The 16,442-nt window shown below is 72.3% G+C and carries 15 protein-coding genes and 2 pseudogenes; 8 read left to right on the top strand and 9 right to left on the bottom strand.

Going from position 1 to position 16,442, the window contains the following annotated elements:
• Positions 1 to 179 precede the first annotated feature (179 nt).
• The 4 genes from HUT10_RS34240 to ychF are packed head-to-tail and all read right to left on the bottom strand — an operon-like array spanning position 180 to position 2,706.
• On the bottom strand, positions 180 to 518 hold the full coding sequence (locus tag HUT10_RS34240) for a hypothetical protein (RefSeq protein WP_254897144.1): 339 nt from the start codon (positions 516 to 518) through the stop codon (positions 180 to 182).
• A complete protein-coding gene (locus HUT10_RS34235; RefSeq protein WP_176174968.1) occupies positions 518 to 985 on the bottom strand; it encodes a hypothetical protein in 468 nt (155 codons plus the stop codon). Before HUT10_RS34235 ends, HUT10_RS34240 begins: the two co-directional genes overlap by 1 nt.
• Entirely contained in the window at positions 982 to 1,572 is a 591-nt protein-coding gene (locus HUT10_RS34230; protein WP_176174967.1) for an HTH domain-containing protein, read from the bottom strand. The genes HUT10_RS34235 and HUT10_RS34230 overlap by 4 nt, the downstream gene beginning before the upstream one ends.
• A gap of 51 nt (positions 1,573 to 1,623) precedes the next feature.
• Entirely contained in the window at positions 1,624 to 2,706 is a 1,083-nt protein-coding gene (gene ychF, locus HUT10_RS34225; RefSeq protein ID WP_176174966.1) for a redox-regulated ATPase YchF, read from the bottom strand.
• A gap of 102 nt (positions 2,707 to 2,808) precedes the next feature.
• Here ychF and HUT10_RS34220 point away from each other — a divergent pair, with 102 nt between their 5' ends.
• A complete protein-coding gene (locus HUT10_RS34220; RefSeq protein WP_176174965.1) occupies positions 2,809 to 4,236 on the top strand; it encodes a DNA-3-methyladenine glycosylase 2 family protein in 1,428 nt (475 codons plus the stop codon).
• On the opposite strand, the gene HUT10_RS34215 is transcribed toward HUT10_RS34220, so the two are convergent.
• The 3 genes and pseudogenes from HUT10_RS34215 to HUT10_RS34205 form a co-directional block, all read right to left on the bottom strand.
• Positions 4,188 to 4,379 carry a DUF1737 domain-containing protein gene (locus HUT10_RS34215; protein ID WP_176174964.1) on the bottom strand — a complete coding sequence of 64 codons (192 nt, stop codon included), beginning with the start codon at positions 4,377 to 4,379 and terminating at the stop codon, positions 4,188 to 4,190. The two genes, HUT10_RS34220 and HUT10_RS34215, sit on opposite strands and share 49 nt — an antisense overlap.
• Positions 4,380 to 4,400: 21 nt before the next feature.
• Positions 4,401 to 7,352 carry an AAA family ATPase gene (locus HUT10_RS34210; RefSeq protein WP_176174963.1) on the bottom strand — a complete coding sequence of 984 codons (2,952 nt, stop codon included), beginning with the start codon at positions 7,350 to 7,352 and terminating at the stop codon, positions 4,401 to 4,403.
• 13 nt (positions 7,353 to 7,365) lie between these two features.
• Positions 7,366 to 8,499, bottom strand: a pseudogene (locus tag HUT10_RS34205) (exonuclease SbcCD subunit D); the annotation flags it as partial.
• A 243-nt stretch (positions 8,500 to 8,742) separates the two neighbouring features.
• Between HUT10_RS34205 and HUT10_RS34200 the strand changes: the two are divergent.
• Positions 8,743 to 9,657: a DNA recombination protein RmuC gene (locus HUT10_RS34200; RefSeq protein WP_176174962.1), complete on the top strand. Its 915-nt coding sequence runs from the start codon at positions 8,743 to 8,745 to the stop codon at positions 9,655 to 9,657.
• A gap of 119 nt (positions 9,658 to 9,776) precedes the next feature.
• On the opposite strand, the pseudogene HUT10_RS52300 reads toward HUT10_RS34200, so the two are convergent.
• Positions 9,777 to 10,226, bottom strand: a pseudogene (locus tag HUT10_RS52300) (hypothetical protein); the annotation flags it as partial.
• 136 nt (positions 10,227 to 10,362) lie between these two features.
• Here HUT10_RS52300 and HUT10_RS34190 point away from each other — a divergent pair.
• Complete coding sequence (locus tag HUT10_RS34190; RefSeq protein ID WP_176174961.1) at positions 10,363 to 11,253, top strand: DUF6542 domain-containing protein; 891 nt, start codon at positions 10,363 to 10,365, stop codon at positions 11,251 to 11,253.
• A 328-nt stretch (positions 11,254 to 11,581) separates the two neighbouring features.
• On the opposite strand, the gene HUT10_RS34185 is transcribed toward HUT10_RS34190, so the two are convergent.
• Positions 11,582 to 12,577: a 4-hydroxy-3-methylbut-2-enyl diphosphate reductase gene (locus HUT10_RS34185; RefSeq protein ID WP_176174960.1), complete on the bottom strand. Its 996-nt coding sequence runs from the start codon at positions 12,575 to 12,577 to the stop codon at positions 11,582 to 11,584.
• A 142-nt stretch (positions 12,578 to 12,719) separates the two neighbouring features.
• On the opposite strand from HUT10_RS34185, the gene HUT10_RS34180 reads away from it, so the two are divergent.
• The 5 genes from HUT10_RS34180 (at position 12,720) to glpX (ending at position 16,440) form a co-directional block, all read left to right on the top strand.
• Positions 12,720 to 13,448 (top strand): lipid droplet-associated protein, encoded by a 729-nt coding sequence (locus tag HUT10_RS34180; RefSeq protein ID WP_176174959.1) that lies wholly within the window; start codon positions 12,720 to 12,722, stop codon positions 13,446 to 13,448.
• Complete coding sequence (xseA, locus tag HUT10_RS34175; protein WP_176174958.1) at positions 13,445 to 14,692, top strand: exodeoxyribonuclease VII large subunit; 1,248 nt, start codon at positions 13,445 to 13,447, stop codon at positions 14,690 to 14,692. The genes HUT10_RS34180 and xseA overlap by 4 nt, the downstream gene beginning before the upstream one ends.
• Positions 14,689 to 15,087, top strand: coding sequence for a hypothetical protein (locus HUT10_RS34170; protein ID WP_176174957.1), 399 nt, complete (start codon positions 14,689 to 14,691; stop codon positions 15,085 to 15,087). The genes xseA and HUT10_RS34170 overlap by 4 nt, the downstream gene beginning before the upstream one ends.
• The gene (locus tag HUT10_RS34165; protein WP_043786198.1) at positions 15,084 to 15,305 is read left to right on the top strand and encodes an exodeoxyribonuclease VII small subunit; all 222 of its coding nucleotides are present in this window, start codon (positions 15,084 to 15,086) and stop codon (positions 15,303 to 15,305) included. Before HUT10_RS34170 ends, HUT10_RS34165 begins: the two co-directional genes overlap by 4 nt.
• An 82-nt stretch (positions 15,306 to 15,387) precedes the next feature.
• Entirely contained in the window at positions 15,388 to 16,440 is a 1,053-nt protein-coding gene (gene glpX / locus HUT10_RS34160; protein WP_176174956.1) for a class II fructose-bisphosphatase, read from the top strand.
• Positions 16,441 to 16,442 lie beyond the last annotated feature (2 nt).

The raw sequence follows: 16,442 nt of genomic DNA, 5'->3' as shown, positions 1-16,442 counted from the left end.
TCCGAGCAGCGACCTCACGCTGCACTTACCAAGACGACCTTGGTTACCTTTTCCTGCGTGTTGGAGCTTTCTTTCCATGTAGACCTTGACCGCACTCGCCGCCGCATCCGAGGCGTCTTCCGCAAGTTCGACGGCTACAAGCTGAGCGTCGCAGAGCGGGGAGTGCAGAGGTGTGCTTGCTATCCAGCCGGCCTGATCATTCCTGGCGCGGGGAAAGCGGCCGGGGGCTCGTCGGCTGTAGACCAGTACTCCAGGCAGGACAGGCGCCCGTCTTCGGCGAACACGATGAGCCCGCCGCCAGGTGCGTCGGCTTCGATTGCGACCGGAGGGTCGGCGACCACCGCGATCGGCAGGGTCCGGTCGACTTCCAGGTTGATGCTCGGGCACCCGCAGTCGCAGCGTCCGCTCACCTGGGCCGTCGTCGCCTGGGCTCGCAGTTCGGCGGCGCCGGGGAAGTCGCCGGCGAGCAGCGCGTCCAGGGTCGTCCGCTCGTTCGGCGTCAGCGGACGGGTCGCCATCAGTAGCGGGCCATGTTCGGGATGGTCTTTTCGGCGACGCCGATGAGGTCGTCGACCTTCGCCACGTCGGCCGTCACGTCCTCGGCCATCACCGAAGGCGCCTCGGACGACCGGTAGGCGACTTCGTTGCGGCGGACCCGCATCCGGTTGAACGGGCGCAGGAGCGGTCCCAGCGGCGGATCGAGCTGCGCGAGAACCGCCTCGTAGACAGCGATGTGGCCACCCCGGCTCGTGGCGCGCAGGCCTTGGTTCTGCAGCACGGCAGCCAGCGCGCGGCGGGCGCCGTCATACAACAGCGTGTAGGCGCCCTCCGGGTCCGACTCCAGCAGCTGCCGCGCCGAGGCGACGTGCGTGCGGGCCCTGGCGATCTCCGCCTCCGCGGCCTCCCGCGAAGCCGGAACGCGTTCGAGGGAGCCGCGCGCGAGGAGCGCGTCGATCGTGGCGCGGCCCTGGTTCCACCGGGTCATCGGGTCTCCTGCTCGAGCGGCAGCGGGACCAGCGGGCGCTCACGCACGCTGGTGAGGAAGGGATCGGTGCTGTCGGCCGCCCACGCGGCGGGCGAGATGCGGTGGACGTTGACCTCGCGCCCCAGCCGCCGCGACACGGTCTCGGCCAGGTCGAACAGCGCGTCGGGGTCGGGCGAGCCGACAACGAGGACGTCGACGTCCCCGGGCGGCGGCCCCGGCTCACCGCGGTAGCGCGCGGCCCAGGAGCCGTAGATGTAAGCCTCGCTGATGCCGGCCAGGCCGGACAGAGCCTCGGCGAGCAGTGGCATCGGACCGAAGGTCACCGCGATGACCTCGCTCAGCGGCCGGTAGAGCGGGGTGTCGGTGCGGGCTTTGACGAGCCGGCTGCGGCCCACGCGCCGGTCTTCGAAGATGCCGCCGCCGACGAGCCGTTCGACTTCGCGCAGCACGGTGGTCGCCGAGACGCCGAACTCTTGGGCGAGCTCGGTGATGCTGTACTCGCGTTCCGGGTGCAGGAGGAGCAGCGCCAGCAGCTCGCCCTGCATGCGTGAGCGGAGCAGGGGGAGCAAGCTCGGCGAAGCTTTCATTGGACGCAGTATATCCTGCGTCCAACGTAAACGACAGTCAGTAGCCGACCGTTACACGTTGAAGCGGAACTCGACCACGTCGCCGTCGGCCATGACGTAGTCCTTGCCCTCCATGCGGACCTTGCCCGCCGCCCTCGCCGCCGCCATCGAGCCCGCCTCCATCAGGTCGTCGTAGGAGACGATCTCCGCCTTGATGAAGCCGCGCTCGAAGTCCGTGTGGATCACGCCCGCCGCCTGGGGGGCCGTGGCGCCCTGGGGGATCGTCCAGGCGCGGGACTCCTTCGGGCCCGCCGTCAGGTACGTCTGCAGGCCCAGGGTGTGGAAGCCCGCGCGGGCCAGCGAGTAGAGCCCCGGCTCCGGCTGGCCGACCGACTCCAGCAGCTCGCGCACCGACTCCTCGTCGTCCAGCTCCAGCAGCTCCGCCTCGACCTTGGCGTCCAGGAACACCGCGTCCGCCGGCGCGACCAGCTTGGTCAGCTCCTCGCGGCGGGCCTCGTCGGTGAGCACCGACTCGTCGGCGTTGAAGACGTACAGGAACGGCTTCGTCGTCAGCAGGCTCAGCTCGCGCAGCGCCTCGAAGTCGACTTCCTTCTGCGCCTGGAAGAGCGTGCGCCCGGCGTCGAGGATTTCCTTCGCCTTCTGGGCGTTGTCGAGCGCGGGCTTGTTCTCCTTCTTCGTCCGCGCTTCCTTCTCCAGCCGCGGCAGCGCCTTGTCGAGGGTCTGCAGGTCGGCGAGGATCAGCTCGGTGTTGATCGTCTCGATGTCGCTCGACGGGTCGATCCGGCCGTCGACGTGCACCACGTCCGGGTCGTCGAACACGCGGATGACCTGGCAGATCGCGTTGGCCTCACGGATGTTCGCCAGGAACTTGTTGCCCAGCCCGGCACCCTCGGACGCGCCCTTCACGATGCCCGCGATGTCCACAAAGGACACCACGGCCGGGACCGTCTTCTCCGACTTGTACAGCTCGGCCAGCTTGTCCAGCCGGGGGTCCGGCAGCGGCACGACGCCGACGTTCGGCTCGATCGTCGCGAACGGGTAGTTCGCGGCGAGCACGTCGTTGCGGGTCAGCGCGTTGAACAGGGTGGACTTGCCGACGTTGGGCAGGCCGACGATACCGAGGGTGAGGCTCACGACCCCGCAGTCTACGTGGCTGCCCCGGTCGGGCCCCACGCACCCAGCGCCGTGGCGGATTTCCGCCAGCGACCGCGCTGACCTGCTGACATGCTCGGCTGCATGGTCACCGAGACGCTTTCACTCTGGCGTGACGCCGAGCGCTGCTACCGCGTGGTCACCGCCCGCGACCCGCGCTTCGACGGCCAGTTCATCATGGCGGTCCGCACCACCGGGATCTACTGCCGCCCGTCCTGTCCGGCGTCGACGCCGAAGGCGCAGAACGTCCGCTTCTTCCCGACGTCGGCGGCCGCGCAGGCCAACGGCTTCCGCGCCTGCCGCCGCTGCCTGCCCGACGCCGTGCCCGGCTCTCCGGACTGGAACGTGCGCGCCGACCTGGCCGCGCGGGCGATGCGCCTGATCTCGGACGGCACGGTGGAACGCGAAGGCGTCCCGGGGCTCGCGCGGCGGCTCGGCTACTCGGAACGCCAGCTCGGCCGGGTGCTCACCGCCGAGCTGGGTGCGGGGCCGCTCGCGCTGGCCCGGGCGCACCGCGCGCATTCGGCGCGGCTGCTCATCGAGATGTCCGAGCTGCCGCTGACCGACGTCGCCTTCGCGGCGGGCTTCTCCAGCGTGCGGCAGTTCAACGAGACGATCCGCGAAGTGTTCGCGACGACGCCTTCGCAGCTTCGCGCCTCCGCGGCGTCACGGCGTGGGCGTCTGGGCGACGTGAGCGGCACCCGGCTCAGCCTGCGGTTGCCGTTCCGGCCGCCGTTCGACGCTTCGGGGCTGCTTCGCTTCTTCGCCGACAACGCGGTGCCGGGCGTCGAGGAGGTCACCTCGGAGTCCTACGCGCGCACCCTGCGGCTCGCCCACGGCACCGGTGTCGTGCGGCTGACGCCGTTGCCCGATCACGTGCGCTGCGAGCTGGTGCTCACCGACCTGCGCGACCTCGGCAGCGCGGTCAGCCGGGTGCGCCGGCTGCTCGACCTCGACGCCGACCCCGCGGCGGTGACCCGTGTCCTCGGCGCCGATCCGGTGCTGGCCCCGGTGGTCGCGGCCGTGCCGGGGATCCGGGTGCCGGGCGCGGTCGACGGCGAGGAACTGCTGCTCCGCGCGCTGCTCGACGGCCCGCCGCCGGACGGCGACGAGGTGCCGGGCGAGTGGGGCGTGACCCGGCTGTTCCCGACCGCCGCCCAGGTCGCCGCGGCCTTGCCGAACCACGCCGGAGTCGTCGCACTGGCGGAAGGCAAGCTCGACGTGCACGTCGGGCGGGACGCGGCGGAGCTGCGGGCGGAACTGCTGGCGTTCGTCGCCCCGTCGACCGCTGACTACGTGGTCATGCGCGTCCTCGGCGCTCCGGACGTCCTGCTCGCCGACGACCCCGCCGTCCGCCGCGGCGCTGCCCGTCTGGGCATCGCACCGGACTCGCTCGGCGAGCAGTCCCGCGCGTGGACGCCGTGGTGCTCCTACGCCGGGATGTACCTCCGGCGCGCGGCCGCTCAGCCCTGTTCGCCCGGCCAGAGCACGGCCTGGGCGACGATGACCTGATCGCCGTCGAACGTCGCGGCCGGCGAACCGTGCAGGCGGTAGCCCAGCTCGAGCGCTTCGCTGACCCGGTGGCAGAACTTGGCGTCGTCCGGGCCGGTGAGCAGGCGGTAGCGGGGCAGGCCGTTCGGCGGCTGATCGGTCATGGCTTCATCTTGGCCGGGTGCTCAGCCCGCGCGCACCTCCAATGTCGACCCGGTCCGGGACTTGCGGACGCGCAGCCGGGTCGGGATGCGCTGCCGCAGCTCCTCGACGTGCGAGACCAGCCCGACCACCCGCCCGCCGGCCCGGAGCTCGTCGAGGATGTTCATCACGACGTCGAGGGTTTCGGCGTCCAGGGTGCCGAAGCCCTCGTCGACGAACAGGGTGTCCAGCAGCGCGCCGCCGGTCTCCCCCGCCACGACGTCGGCCAGCCCCAGCGCGAGGGCCAGCGACGCGAGGAACGACTCACCGCCCGACAGCGTCTTCGCCGGGCGGATGGTGCCGGAGTAGTCGTCCAGCACGTCGATGCCGAGGCCGCCGCGAGTGCCGCGTGCCCCGGCCGCGTCCGAGTGCACGAACGAGTACCGGCCCTGGCTCATCGTGCGGAGCCGGTGCGTGGCGGCGACGGCGACTTCTTCCAGCCGCGCCGCCAGGACGTACGACCGCAGCGACATCTTGCGGCTGTTCTGCCCGCGCCCGTTGACGACCTCCGAGAGGGCTCGCAGCTCCGCATACTCCGCCTCGGCCGGCTCGAGCCCGGCCAGTGCTTCCCGGAGCAGCCCGGCCAGCCGGTTCAGCTGCTCGTGCTGCGCGGCGGCCACCCGCAGCGCCGCGTACGCGGAATCGGCACGGGCCCGGGCCAGCTGGGCCGCGTCGGCCGCGCGGCCGACGTCCGCCACGTCGTCCGGCGAGATCCCGAACAGGTCCGGCTCGGCCAGCAGCGCCCGCGCGCCCGCGGCGGCCGCCTCGGCCTCGGCGATGCCCTGTTCGAGCTTCTCGATCTGCTCGTCCGGCAACATCGCGGCCCGGGCCCTCTTCAGGGATGTGAACCCCTTCGCCGTGACCGCCGCGTCGACCAGCGTTTTCTGCTGGGCCACCCGCTCGCGGGCGCCGGTGACCGCGGTGCGCGCCTCCGCGACCGCCTCCAGGGCCTCGGCCAGGCCGAGCAGGTGCTGCCGGCGCGCGCCGACGTCCGCGAACTCGCCCCGGCCGGCGACCAGGCGGCGTTCCCGCTCGGCCAGCCGCTCCTCCAGGGCGCGGACGTCGGTCGTGGCTTCGGTGGCCGCCTGCTCCGCCCGGCGCAGGCGTTCGGTGCGGGCTTCGAAGTCGCGCTCCAGCAGGACGACCTGCTGGCTCAGCTTGGCCTTCGCGGCGGCCTGCGTGGTCAGCTCCGCGACGGTGGCGCGGGCCTCCGCCAGCTCGGCGGTGATCGACTCGGCCGTGCGCCCGGCCAACCGCTCGATCAGCCCGGCCAGCCGCGCCTTCGCCTCCTCCAGCGCGACGACGACCCGCTGTCGCACTGCGTCCGCCGCCTGCTCGGCCTCCTCGGCCGCGCGTTCCTCGGCCGGGTCGACCAGTTCGACGTCCCGGCTCGCCTTCGCCGGGTGCTCGGCCGACCCGCACACCGGGCACGGCGCGCCGTCCGGCAGCGCGGCGGCCAGCTCGGCCGCCATTCCGTCCAGCCGCCGCTCGCGCAGGTCGAGCCGGCGTTGCCGGGCCGCCTGGTGCGTGTCGACGACCTCGCGCAGCTTGGCTTCGCCGCGCTGGACCTTCGCCTGGGCCTCGGGCAGTTCGGCGGCGTCACGCGCGAAGGCGCGCAGCTCCTCCACCTTCGCCTTGGCGCCGTCGAGTTTCGCCTCGGCTTCGGCCGCGGTCAGCGCGTCCGCACGCAGTTTCGCCAGCTGGCCGGGGAGCACGGCCAGCTCGGCGGTCAGCTCCTCGACCTGCTGCCCGGCCGTGACGGCGGCCAGCTTCCGGTCGTCCCGGCGCATGACGTCCAGTTCTTGCTGTTCGGCCTCGGCGACCAGCTCCGCGACCGCGCCCGCCTCTTCGCGCGCGGCGGCCGCCCGCGCCTTCAGGTCGCCGGTGGCCCGGGTGCCGAACTCCCGCAACCGGGCCCCGCGGGCCTTCTCCGCCTGCTCGGCTTCGGTCAGTTCGGCGATCCGCCGATCCAGCAGGTCCGCCTCCACGGCGACGCCGGCCGCCCGCCGCGCGGCCGCGACCTCCTGCGCCCACTCGGCCCGCTGTGGCGCCTGCTCGGTGATTTCGAGGAGCCGCAGGTGGGCGTGGCGGACCCGGCGGATCTTCTCCGCGCCCGCGCGTTCTTCCTGCAGGTAGACGTCGGCGCGCTGCGCGGTCGCCCTGGCCTGCTCCTCTTCGGCCGTGACCCGGGCGACACGGCCGGCGGACTCCGTGAGCACCGCGCAGACCCACTCGGGGATGTCCGCCTCGGGCGGCTCCTGCTGCGCTTCCTGCGCGTACCGGGCCAGGAGTTCCCGCATCTTCTGCTGGCGTTCGGCCAGTTCCCGGCCGCGCTCGGCGCGCAGGTCGGCGAACCAGCGTTCGACGTCGGCGAAGCGCTCGGTGCCGAACAGCCGCTCCAGGAGCTTCTCGCGCTCGGCGGTGTCCGAACGCAGGAAGCGGGCGAACTCGCCCTGGGGCAGCAGCACGACCTGGAAGAACTGGGCCGCGGTCATCCCGAGCAGCCGCTCGACGGTGCGCGCGACCTCTTCGATCCGGATCAGGCCCTCCGGCGGCAGCCCGGCGGGCGCGGTGCCGACCCAGCTCAGCGAAACCCGGGCCTGCTGGGTGGTGGTGCCCTCGCCGCGCCGCTTCGGCCGCTGGTACTCCGGGTTGCGCACGATCTTCAGCCGGTGCCCCTGCACGGTGAGCTCCAGCGCGACCTCGGTGACCTGGTCGGGCTCGGCGAGGTCGCACCGAAGCCGTTTGGCCTCGTTGCGGGCGCCGGGAACCACGCCGAACAACGCGAACGCGATCGCGTCGAGCAGCGTCGTCTTGCCCGCGCCGGTTTCGCCGTGCAGGAGGAAGAGGCCGTCGGCGCCGAGCACGTCGAAGTCGACCACTTCGCGTGCGCAGTACGGCCCGAAGGCTTCGACCTCCAGCCTGTGCAGCCTCATTTCGCGAGGGCCCCCGGTCGGCCGCTTCCAGGGCCAGGAGCAGGAGCTGCTCTTCGCCTTCGCTCGGCGGGGCACCGCGGCAGTCGTCGAGGAAGCTGCGCGAGACCTCGATGTCGGACCGGCCGCGGACGGCGTCGGAATAGCGCAGCGGGGCGCCGGCGTGCCCGCCCGCGGGCTCCCACTCCAGGTGCACCGCGTACGGGAACCGCTCGCGCAGCCGCCGCATCGCGTCGACCGGGCGGACCCGGTCGGTGACCGTGACGGAGAGGAAGTGGTCGAGGTATCGGTCGTGTTCCGGGTCGGCCAGGAGGTCCTCGATGTCGCCTTCGAGGGTGGCAAGGGCTCTCGGCACGGGCAGTTCGTGGCGCCGGACCTCGCGCAGGCCGTGCTCGTCCACCTCGACCAGCCAGACGGATTTGCGTTGGCGCGCCTCGGAAAACGAGTACGCCAGCGGGCTGCCGGAGTAGCGAAGGTGCTCGGCGAGCGTCTGCGGGCCGTGGAGGTGACCGAGGGCTACGTAGTCGACGCCGTCGAAGACCGAGCCGGGCACCTGCTCGACGCCGCCGACCGCGATCGTCCGCTCGGAGTCGGTGGGTTCGCCGCCGGTGACGAACGCGTGCGCGAGCACGACCGAGCGGACGCCGGGCCGGGTTTCCAGGTCCGCGCGGATCCGGCGCATGGCCTCGGTGAGCACGCCGGTGTGACCGCGCGCCTCCGGCACGCCGAGTGCGTGGCGCGCCGGTTCCGGTTCCAGGTAAGGGATGCCGTAGACGGCGACCGGGCCGCCGTCGCCGTCGAGGAGCACCGGTTCGGCCAGCCCGGCGACGGTGGTGCGCAGGTGGAGGCCGCCGGCCGCGGCGAACTCCGCGAAGGCGCCGAGGCGGGGCGCGGAGTCGTGGTTCCCCGGTGTGACGACGAGCTGCGCGCCGGCCGCGCGGATCCGGGCGACGACCTTCGTGGCGACCCGCACGGCTTCGGCGGAGGGGACCGCGCGGTCGTAGATGTCGCCTGCCACCAGGACGGCGTCGATCGCCTCGCCGGCCACGAGGTCGGCGAGGTGCCCGAGCACCGCTTCCTGTTCCGCGAGCAGATCGGCGCCGTGGAACGTGCGGCCGATGTGCCAGTCGGACGTGTGCAGGAATCTCACGGTGGCCAACGGTACGACCCGCGTCCGACGAAATCGCGCAGGCACGCCGCCTTCTCACTCGAACGTGTGTACTAACACGAGCGGGCAAGATCGGACACGCCCTGCCGTGAATCGATGTGTTCGCAGGTCAGCTACCCAGAGCGACGGTTCGGGTGCGTTTTTTGTCGGTGCGGTCCGCCATGATGTCCGCGAGCCCGGGAATCCGGGCGCAGCGAAGTCCGGATTCCGGTCGGAGGAGGCGAAGTGGCGACCGTGCTGACCACGGCGGCGATCGTGCTGGCGGTCCTGCTGCTGTTCGCCGTCGCGCTGTTGTGGCGGCTGTACCAGGACGGGATGCGCCGCGCGGACGCGGCGGCCCGGCTGGTGGCGGCCGAGCGGGCCAAGGCGGACCAGCAGCAGCTGGCGCTGCGGCGGTACGAGGTGGCGTTCGCTTCGATCAGTGGCCGGGGCGAGCTGGGCGAGCAGGTCCTGGTCGAGACGGCCCGTGCGCTGGGCCTGCGGGAGGATCTGCACTTCACGCTGCAGACGGACCTGGGCGGCGGTGGCTCGGCCAAGCCGGACATGGTGCTGCGCGTCGGCGGCGGCCGCACGGTCCCGGTGGACGCGAAGGCGAGCATGGCAACGTGGTCCGAGGCGGTGGAAACGGACGACCCGGACGAGCGGCTGGACGCGTTGCGCGCGCACGTGCGGCAGATCCGCTCCCGGGCCGCCGAGCTGGCGGGCAAGGGCTACCAGCGTTGGGCGGACGCGATCTACGGAACGATCATGTTCGTGCCTTCGGACGCGGCGGTGGTGGCGGCGATGGACACGGACCCGGAGCTGTTGCGCTGGTTGATCGACCGCCGGGTGTTCTTGTGCGGCCCGACGGGGTTCGGGGTGCTGGCCTCGGCGGCCCTGTTCGCGGCGAGCGACCGCACGCTGGAGGCGGACGTGGAGCAGGTGCGGGCCGGAGCGGCGGCGGCCCACCGGGCGGCGGGTGGCGCGGTGGAGGCGTTGAACCTGTCGAGCACGCACCTGCAGCGGTTCCTCTCGGCGCGGCGGCGGGAGCTGGAGGCGTTGGAGACGTTCCGGTCGACGGTGGCGCCGTTGTCGGAGGCTTCGGGGAGTCCGGCGGAGGTGCCGACGGTGCGGAAGGGGGACGAGCTGGCGGCGAGCTGAGCGCTTGGTGCCGGGGCCGGGGGCCGGTTGGGGTGGCCGGAGGTTCGAGGCGGGTCCGCCGGGCGGCCGACCGCGAGCCCGGGCACGGCAGCGTGGACCCAAACGGTCGGCCGGCGTGCCCCGAGGGTCGGCTGGCGTGCCTCGAGGGTCGGCTCGCGTACCCGAATGGTCGGCCAGCGTGCCTCGAGGGTCGGCTCGCGTACCCGAATGGTCGGCCAGCGTGCCTCGAGGGTCGATCGGCGTGCCTCGAGGGTCGGCTTGCGTACCCGAATGGTCGGGCTGCGTACCCGAATGGTCGGGCTGCGTGCCTGGAGGGTCGGGCTGCGTACTCGGGGAGTCGGCCGGTGAGCCGTCACCGCAGATGCTCCAACCGACCCTCCAGGTACGCGAGCCGACTGTCTGGGTGCGCGAACCGGCCGTTCAGGTGCCGGATGCGGTCTGACCAGGGGTAACTCTTGTTCGAAGGCGCGCGTCAGGGCCGTTGGGGCTTGGTGCGGGGGCGGTCGCCGAGGGGGAACCTGAGAGCTTGCCGAGGCCGGGAGTTGTCGCTGTCGGCCTGGGCGAGGCACCCTTGCCTGAGCGGGCCGCCGGCTCGCCGGTCAGCTCTGCCCTCGTGCCGCCGGATCGGGTCCGCCGGTGGCTGTCGGCCCACGTCGGCGGCGGTGCTGGCAAGATCTTCACAACCACGAGATACGGTGTTGCCCTGTGACCGCGATTCGCGATCGCCAGAGCGATCCAGATGCCGACGACGTCCCCGTTGCGTGGGATGAGCGTCCTGTCGTCGGTTCGAGGCGGGGACTGCCCTGGTGGGCGGCGGTCCTGGTCGGCCTCGGCCTGGCGATCGTCGGTGCCCTCCTCGGTAAACCCAGCCAGGGCAGCATCCCGCTCGTCTTCACCGTCTGCTACATCGCCGGGGCCGTGATCGCGGTCTGCGCGGTGAAGCGCCGCGGCCTGTTCGGGCCCATGGTGATGCCGCCGCTGGTGCTGGCCGTCGTCGTGCCCGGTGTGATCCTGCTGACGTCCGGCTCCCAGGGCGACGACATGCTGTCGAAGGCGCTGAACATCGGCACCCCGCTGATCAACGGCTTCCCGACCATGGCCATCACCACGGGCATCACGCTGCTGATCGGCTTCGTCCGCATCTTCCGCGAGCGCGACCCGGACGCCCCGAAGAAGCCCGGCAAGAAGACCGAGGACGACGACAAGCGCCCCGCGGCCGCCGCACGTCCCCGGCCGGCCGGCTCGAACCGCACCGGCCAGACCCCGCTCCCGCCCGGCGCACGCCGCGGCCGCGAAGGCGAACCGCCGCGACGCCCCCGCCCACCCGCGGACGGCGAACGCCGCGCCCCGCGCGCCGGCGCGCCTGCCGAACGAGACCCGGGCACCCGCGGCACGCGCAAGCCGCCACCGGCCACCCGGCGCACCCCCCGCCCGGAGGAGGGCGACCCCCGCCGGCGCGAGCCCCGCGGCGACGCACCGCGGCGACGTCCGCGCCCGCCCGAGGACGGCCGGGACACCCCGCCGCCCCGCCGCCCGTCCGGCGGCCGGGCCGCTCCGCCTCGCCGGAACCGTCCCTGGGACGAAGAAGAACGCTGACCCGACGCGCGCGCCGAGCACAACTCGCGCGCCGAAGGGAGTCACGCGTGATCCAGGAGGCATCGCGCGTGATGGGGCGGGCCACACACGTGACCGGAGAGGCATCGCGCGTGATCGGACGGGCCACACGCGTGACCCGAGAGGCATCACACGTGGTCAGCGGCGCACCCCGCGGAGTCGAGGCGCGCCCCCGCGTGATCGGAGACGGATCTCGCGTGATCAAAAGCGGCTCTCGCGTGATTGGAAGCGGATCTCGCGTGATCAGGGGCGCATCACGCGTGACTGGAGGGGCATCACGCGTGATTGCGCGGGCATCGCGGGTTGGTGGTCAGACCTTGCGGAGTTCCTTCGGGGGCGCGAACGTGATCTTCTCGTTGGCCGTCGTGACCTCGTTGACTTCGCCGTAGCCGCGCTCGGCCAGCCAGGCCAGCAGGTCCATCACCAGCTCGTCCGGCACCGAGGCACCCGACGTCACGCCCACCGTTGTCACGCCGGACAGCCACGCCTCGTCGACCTCGTGCGCGAAGTCGACCAGGTACGAAGCACGAGCGCCCGCCTTCAGCGCCACCTCGACCAGGCGCTTCGAGTTGGACGAGTTCGTCGAGCCGACCACCAGCACCAGGTCGCACTCGGCGGCCATCGCCTTGACCGCGACCTGGCGGTTCGTCGTCGCGTAGCAGATGTCGTCGCTCGGCGGGTCCAGCAGGTTCGGGAAGCGGTCGCGGAGCTGGTCGACGCGCTCCATCGTCTCGTCGACCGACAGCGTCGTCTGGGAGAGCCAGATCACCTTCGACGGGTCGCGCACCTCGACCTTGTCGACGTCCTCGGCCGTGTCGACCAGCTGGACCTTGTCCGGCGCCTCGCCGGCCGTGCCCTCGACCTCTTCGTGGCCCTCGTGGCCGATCAGCAGGATGTCGTAGTCGTCCTTCGCGAACCGGTTGACCTCCTTGTGCACCTTCGTCACCAGGGGGCAGGTCGCGTCGATCGTGCGCAGGTTCCGCTCGGCCGCCTCCGCGTGCACCATCGGCGAGACGCCGTGCGCGGAGAACACCACCAGCGCGCCCTCGGGCACCTCGGACGTCTCGTCGACGAAGATCGCGCCGCGCTCACGCAGCGTCTCGACCACGTGCTTGTTGTGGACGATCTCCTTGCGGACGTACACCGGGGCGCCGTAGACCTCGAGGGCCTTCTCGACGGCGATCACCGCGCGGTCGACACCCGCGCAGTAACCACGGGGTTTGGCGAGCAGCACCCGCTTGCCGGAGGCGGTTCCGGTGATCGTCGGGGTACCCGCGGGCTCGATTCCGGGACTCGCTGCACTCATGCCCCCAGGGTACGGGCAGCCCCGGGACGGCCTCGAAGTCCCTTTCGGGTGAGCTTCGTCCCCCTACCGAGCTGTGCGACCGGTCACGCGCTGCGCGCATTCGGTTGGGCAGGAAAGGTGCTCATGCGGCAGGCTGGGACCCATGAAGCCATTCCCGCTCCCCCTCCGGGTCGCCGCGGGCCTCGCCGTCTCCACCGCCGAGCGGGTTCGCGAACTTCCCCGGCAGCTGGCCGGGCTCCCGGTGACCGTGGTCAGCCAGGTGCTGCAGGCCTCCATGCGGGTCCAGCAGCACGTCACCGAGCTGGCGATCAAGGGCGACAACGCCCTGTCGAGCCTGCGCCCGGTCGAGGACACGCCGAGCTGGGCCACGTTCGACGAGGACGCCGAGCCCGAGGTGCCGCCCGCCCGGCCGAACGGCGCCGCGGTCGCCGAAGTGCCCGAACCGCGGTCGGAGATCAACGGCCGCGTGCCGTCGGCGGCCGAACTGGAAGCCGAGCTGGGCGATCCCTGGGCCGAGGAGGAACGCGCGCTCGCCGAGGACCACGCCGACGGCGAGAACGACAGCGAAGCCGAACCGCCGAAGACGCCGAAGCCGGGCACGCCCAAGGTCGACAAGAAGACCAAGAGCGAGACGCCGAGGACCAGCGCCGCGGGCTACGAGGGGCCGGCCGGCCTGACCGGCTACGACCAGCTCACCCTTCCCCAGCTGCGCGCCCGGCTGCGGCAGCTGTCGATCGAGCAGCTCGAGACCATCCTCGACTACGAACGCGCGCACGCCGACCGTGCGTCGTTCACCGGCATGCTGTCCCGCCGGATCGCCAACGCCCGCAAGGCGGAACAGTCCAAGGAAGACGGCACGGAAGACCGGTGAGCACCGAGTCCGCACAGGCTCCCGCGAGCACCGCGGAAGCGCCGTGGCCGGTCCGGACCGTCGCGCGCAAGATCGGCGACTGGATCCACCGGCTCGGCGCCGTCTGGGTCGAGGGCCAGGTCACCCAGGTCAGCTCGCGCCCGAACACGCAGACGGCGTTCCTGACCCTGCGCGACCCTTCGGCGGACGTCTCGATGTCCGTGACCTGCCCGAACTGGCTGATCCGCGAGATGGAGCCACCGCTGCGGGAGGGCGCGAGCGTCGTCGTGCACGCGAAGCCGTCGTACTTCTTCGGCCGCGGCACGATCAGCCTGCGTGCCGACCAGATCCGCGCGGTCGGCATCGGCGAGCTGCTGGCCAGGATCGAACGCCTCAAGAAGCTGCTGACCGCCGAGGGCCTGTTCTCGGCCCAGCGCAAGCGGCCGATCCCCTTCCTGCCGAAGGGCGTCGGGCTGATCACCGGCCGGGCGTCGGCGGCCGAGCGGGACGTCCTGGCCAACGCGCAGGGGCGGTGGCCGCACGTCCGGATCAAGGTGCTCAACACGGCCGTGCAGGGCTCGCAGGCGGTCCCGCAGGTCATGCGCGCGCTGCGGATCTTCGACGCCGACCCGGAGATCGACGTCATCGTCATCGCCCGCGGCGGCGGCAGCGTCGAGGACCTGCTGCCGTTCTCCGACGAGGCGCTGTGCCGCGCGGTGTCGGCCGCGGGCACGCCGGTGGTCAGCGCGATCGGGCACGAGCCGGACACCCCGCTGCTCGACTACGTCGCCGACCTGCGGTGCTCGACGCCGACCGACGCCGGGAAGCGGATCGTCCCTGACCTGCGCGAAGAGACCGAACGCGTCCGGCAGATGCGCGACCGCGGGCGCCGCGCCCTGCACGGCTGGGTCGACACGCAGGCGCGGGTGCTCAACCAGATCCGCAGCCGCCCGTCGCTGGCCGACCCGCTGGGCCCGATCCAGCGGCGGCAGGACGACGTCGACGTCCACCGCGAACGCGGGCGCCGCGCGATGCTGACCTTGCTCGCCAAGGACCAGGCCGAGCTGGCGAGCTCGCGGGCCCGGCTGACCGCGCTCGGCCCGGCGGCGACGCTGGCCCGCGGGTACGCGGTCGTGCAGTTCGTCGATCCGCAAGGCAACCTCCAGGTACTCCGCTCCGTCTCCGAAGTCGAGGCCGGTGCCCAGCTGCGCGTGCGGGTGGGTGACGGCGCGATCAAGGCGGTGGCGGAAGGAGAGCAGGAGTGAAGGTGACGTTCCTCCCGCTCACCGTGGACGCGGCGAGGAGACTCGGCGCGCGCCCGCTGCTGGACCAGGCGGTGCGCACCGACCGCGCCGCCGCGGAGTGCTGGACGGCCCTGCTCGCCGGCTGCGGCACCGCCGCCCGCCGCGACCTGGGCCCGCAGCTGCGGCGGCTGTCCGAAGCGACGTCGATGCAGGTCGGCTCGCGGTGGTGGTTCGCCGAGGGCGCCGGGCACCGCAAGCGGGTGGCCGGGGCGCAGGAGAACCTCGAAGAGGCGATTGCGGACGGTGACGGGCAGGAGTTCGCTCTCGCCTTCGTGGGTTACGACCACGCGATGGCCAGCGCGGTAGTGTGCGCGAACAGCGTGCAGGCCCGGAAGGTCGGAGAACACCGAGCGTGAGTGAAACAACCGGCGAGGAACTCGGCTACGAGCAGGCTCGTGACCGCCTGGTCGAGGTCGTCCGCGAGCTGGAGGCCGGCGGGCTCTCCCTCGAGCAGTCACTCGCGTTGTGGGAGAAGGGCGAGAAGCTCGCGAAGGTGTGTGAGCGCCATCTCGAAGGCGCCCGCGAGCGCATCGAAGCCGCCCTCGCGTCCGTGGAGGACGACTCCGAGCAGTGAGGTAGGCCATGCCGACGGTATCTGGAATCAGCGCGGGTATCTGACAGACTGTTGACCCGCCAGTTCCAGCATCCGGGAGGCAATGATGTCCGCCGCAGAGAGTCGTCGTGAAGCGCCCGACCGCAACCTCGCGATGGAGCTGGTCCGAGTCACCGAAGCCGCCGCCATGGCCGCCGGCCGCTGGGTCGGCCGCGGCGACAAGATCGGCGGGGACGGCGCGGCCGTCGACGCGATGCGCCAGCTCGTCTCGACGGTGTCGATGCGCGGGGTCGTGGTGATCGGCGAGGGCGAGAAGGACGAAGCGCCCATGCTGTTCAACGGCGAAGAGGTGGGCAACGGCGACGGCCCGGACTGCGACGTCGCGGTCGACCCGGTCGACGGCACCACGCTGATGGCCAAGGGCATGCCGAACGCCCTCGCGGTGCTCGCGGTCGCCGAGCGCGGCGCGATGTTCGACCCGTCCGCGGTCTTCTACATGGAGAAGCTGGCCGTCGGACCGGAAGCCGCGGGCAAGGTGGAGCTCGGCGCGCCGATCGCGGAGAACATCCGCCGGGTCGCCAAAGCGAAGAACAGCAGCGTCGGCGACGTCACCGTGTGCATCCTCGACCGCCCGCGCCACGAGCAGATCATCAAGGAGGTCCGCGAGGCGGGCGCGCGGATCCGGTTCATCTCCGACGGCGACGTCGCGGGCGCGATCGCCGCGGCCCGCCCGACCACCGGCGTCGACATGCTGATCGGCATCGGCGGCACCCCCGAAGGCATCATCGCGGCCTGCGCCATGAAGTGCCTCGGCGGCGAGCTGCAGGGCCGGCTGTGGCCGAAGGACGACGCCGAGCGTGAGAAGGCCCTCGCCGCCGGGCACGACCTCGACCGGATCCTGCTCAACGACGACCTCGTCCGCGGCGACAACGTCTTCTTCTGCGCCACCGGCGTCACCGACGGCGACCTGCTGCGCGGCGTCCACTACCGCGAGGGCGGGGCGACGACGCAGTCCATCGTGATGCGGTCCAAGTCCGGGACCGTCAGAATGATCGACGGCTACCACCGGCTGAACAAGCTGCGGGCGTACTCCTCGGTCAACTTCGACGGCCACCTGGACGCGCCCGACGACGACGTCGTACCCCCGCTGCCGTAAGG

The sequence above is a fragment of the Amycolatopsis sp. Hca4 genome, assembly GCF_013364075.1.
Taxonomy (GTDB): domain Bacteria; phylum Actinomycetota; class Actinomycetes; order Mycobacteriales; family Pseudonocardiaceae; genus Amycolatopsis.
The sequence above is the reverse complement of the archived record's forward strand: the minus strand, read 5'-3'. Positions and strand labels throughout refer to the sequence as shown.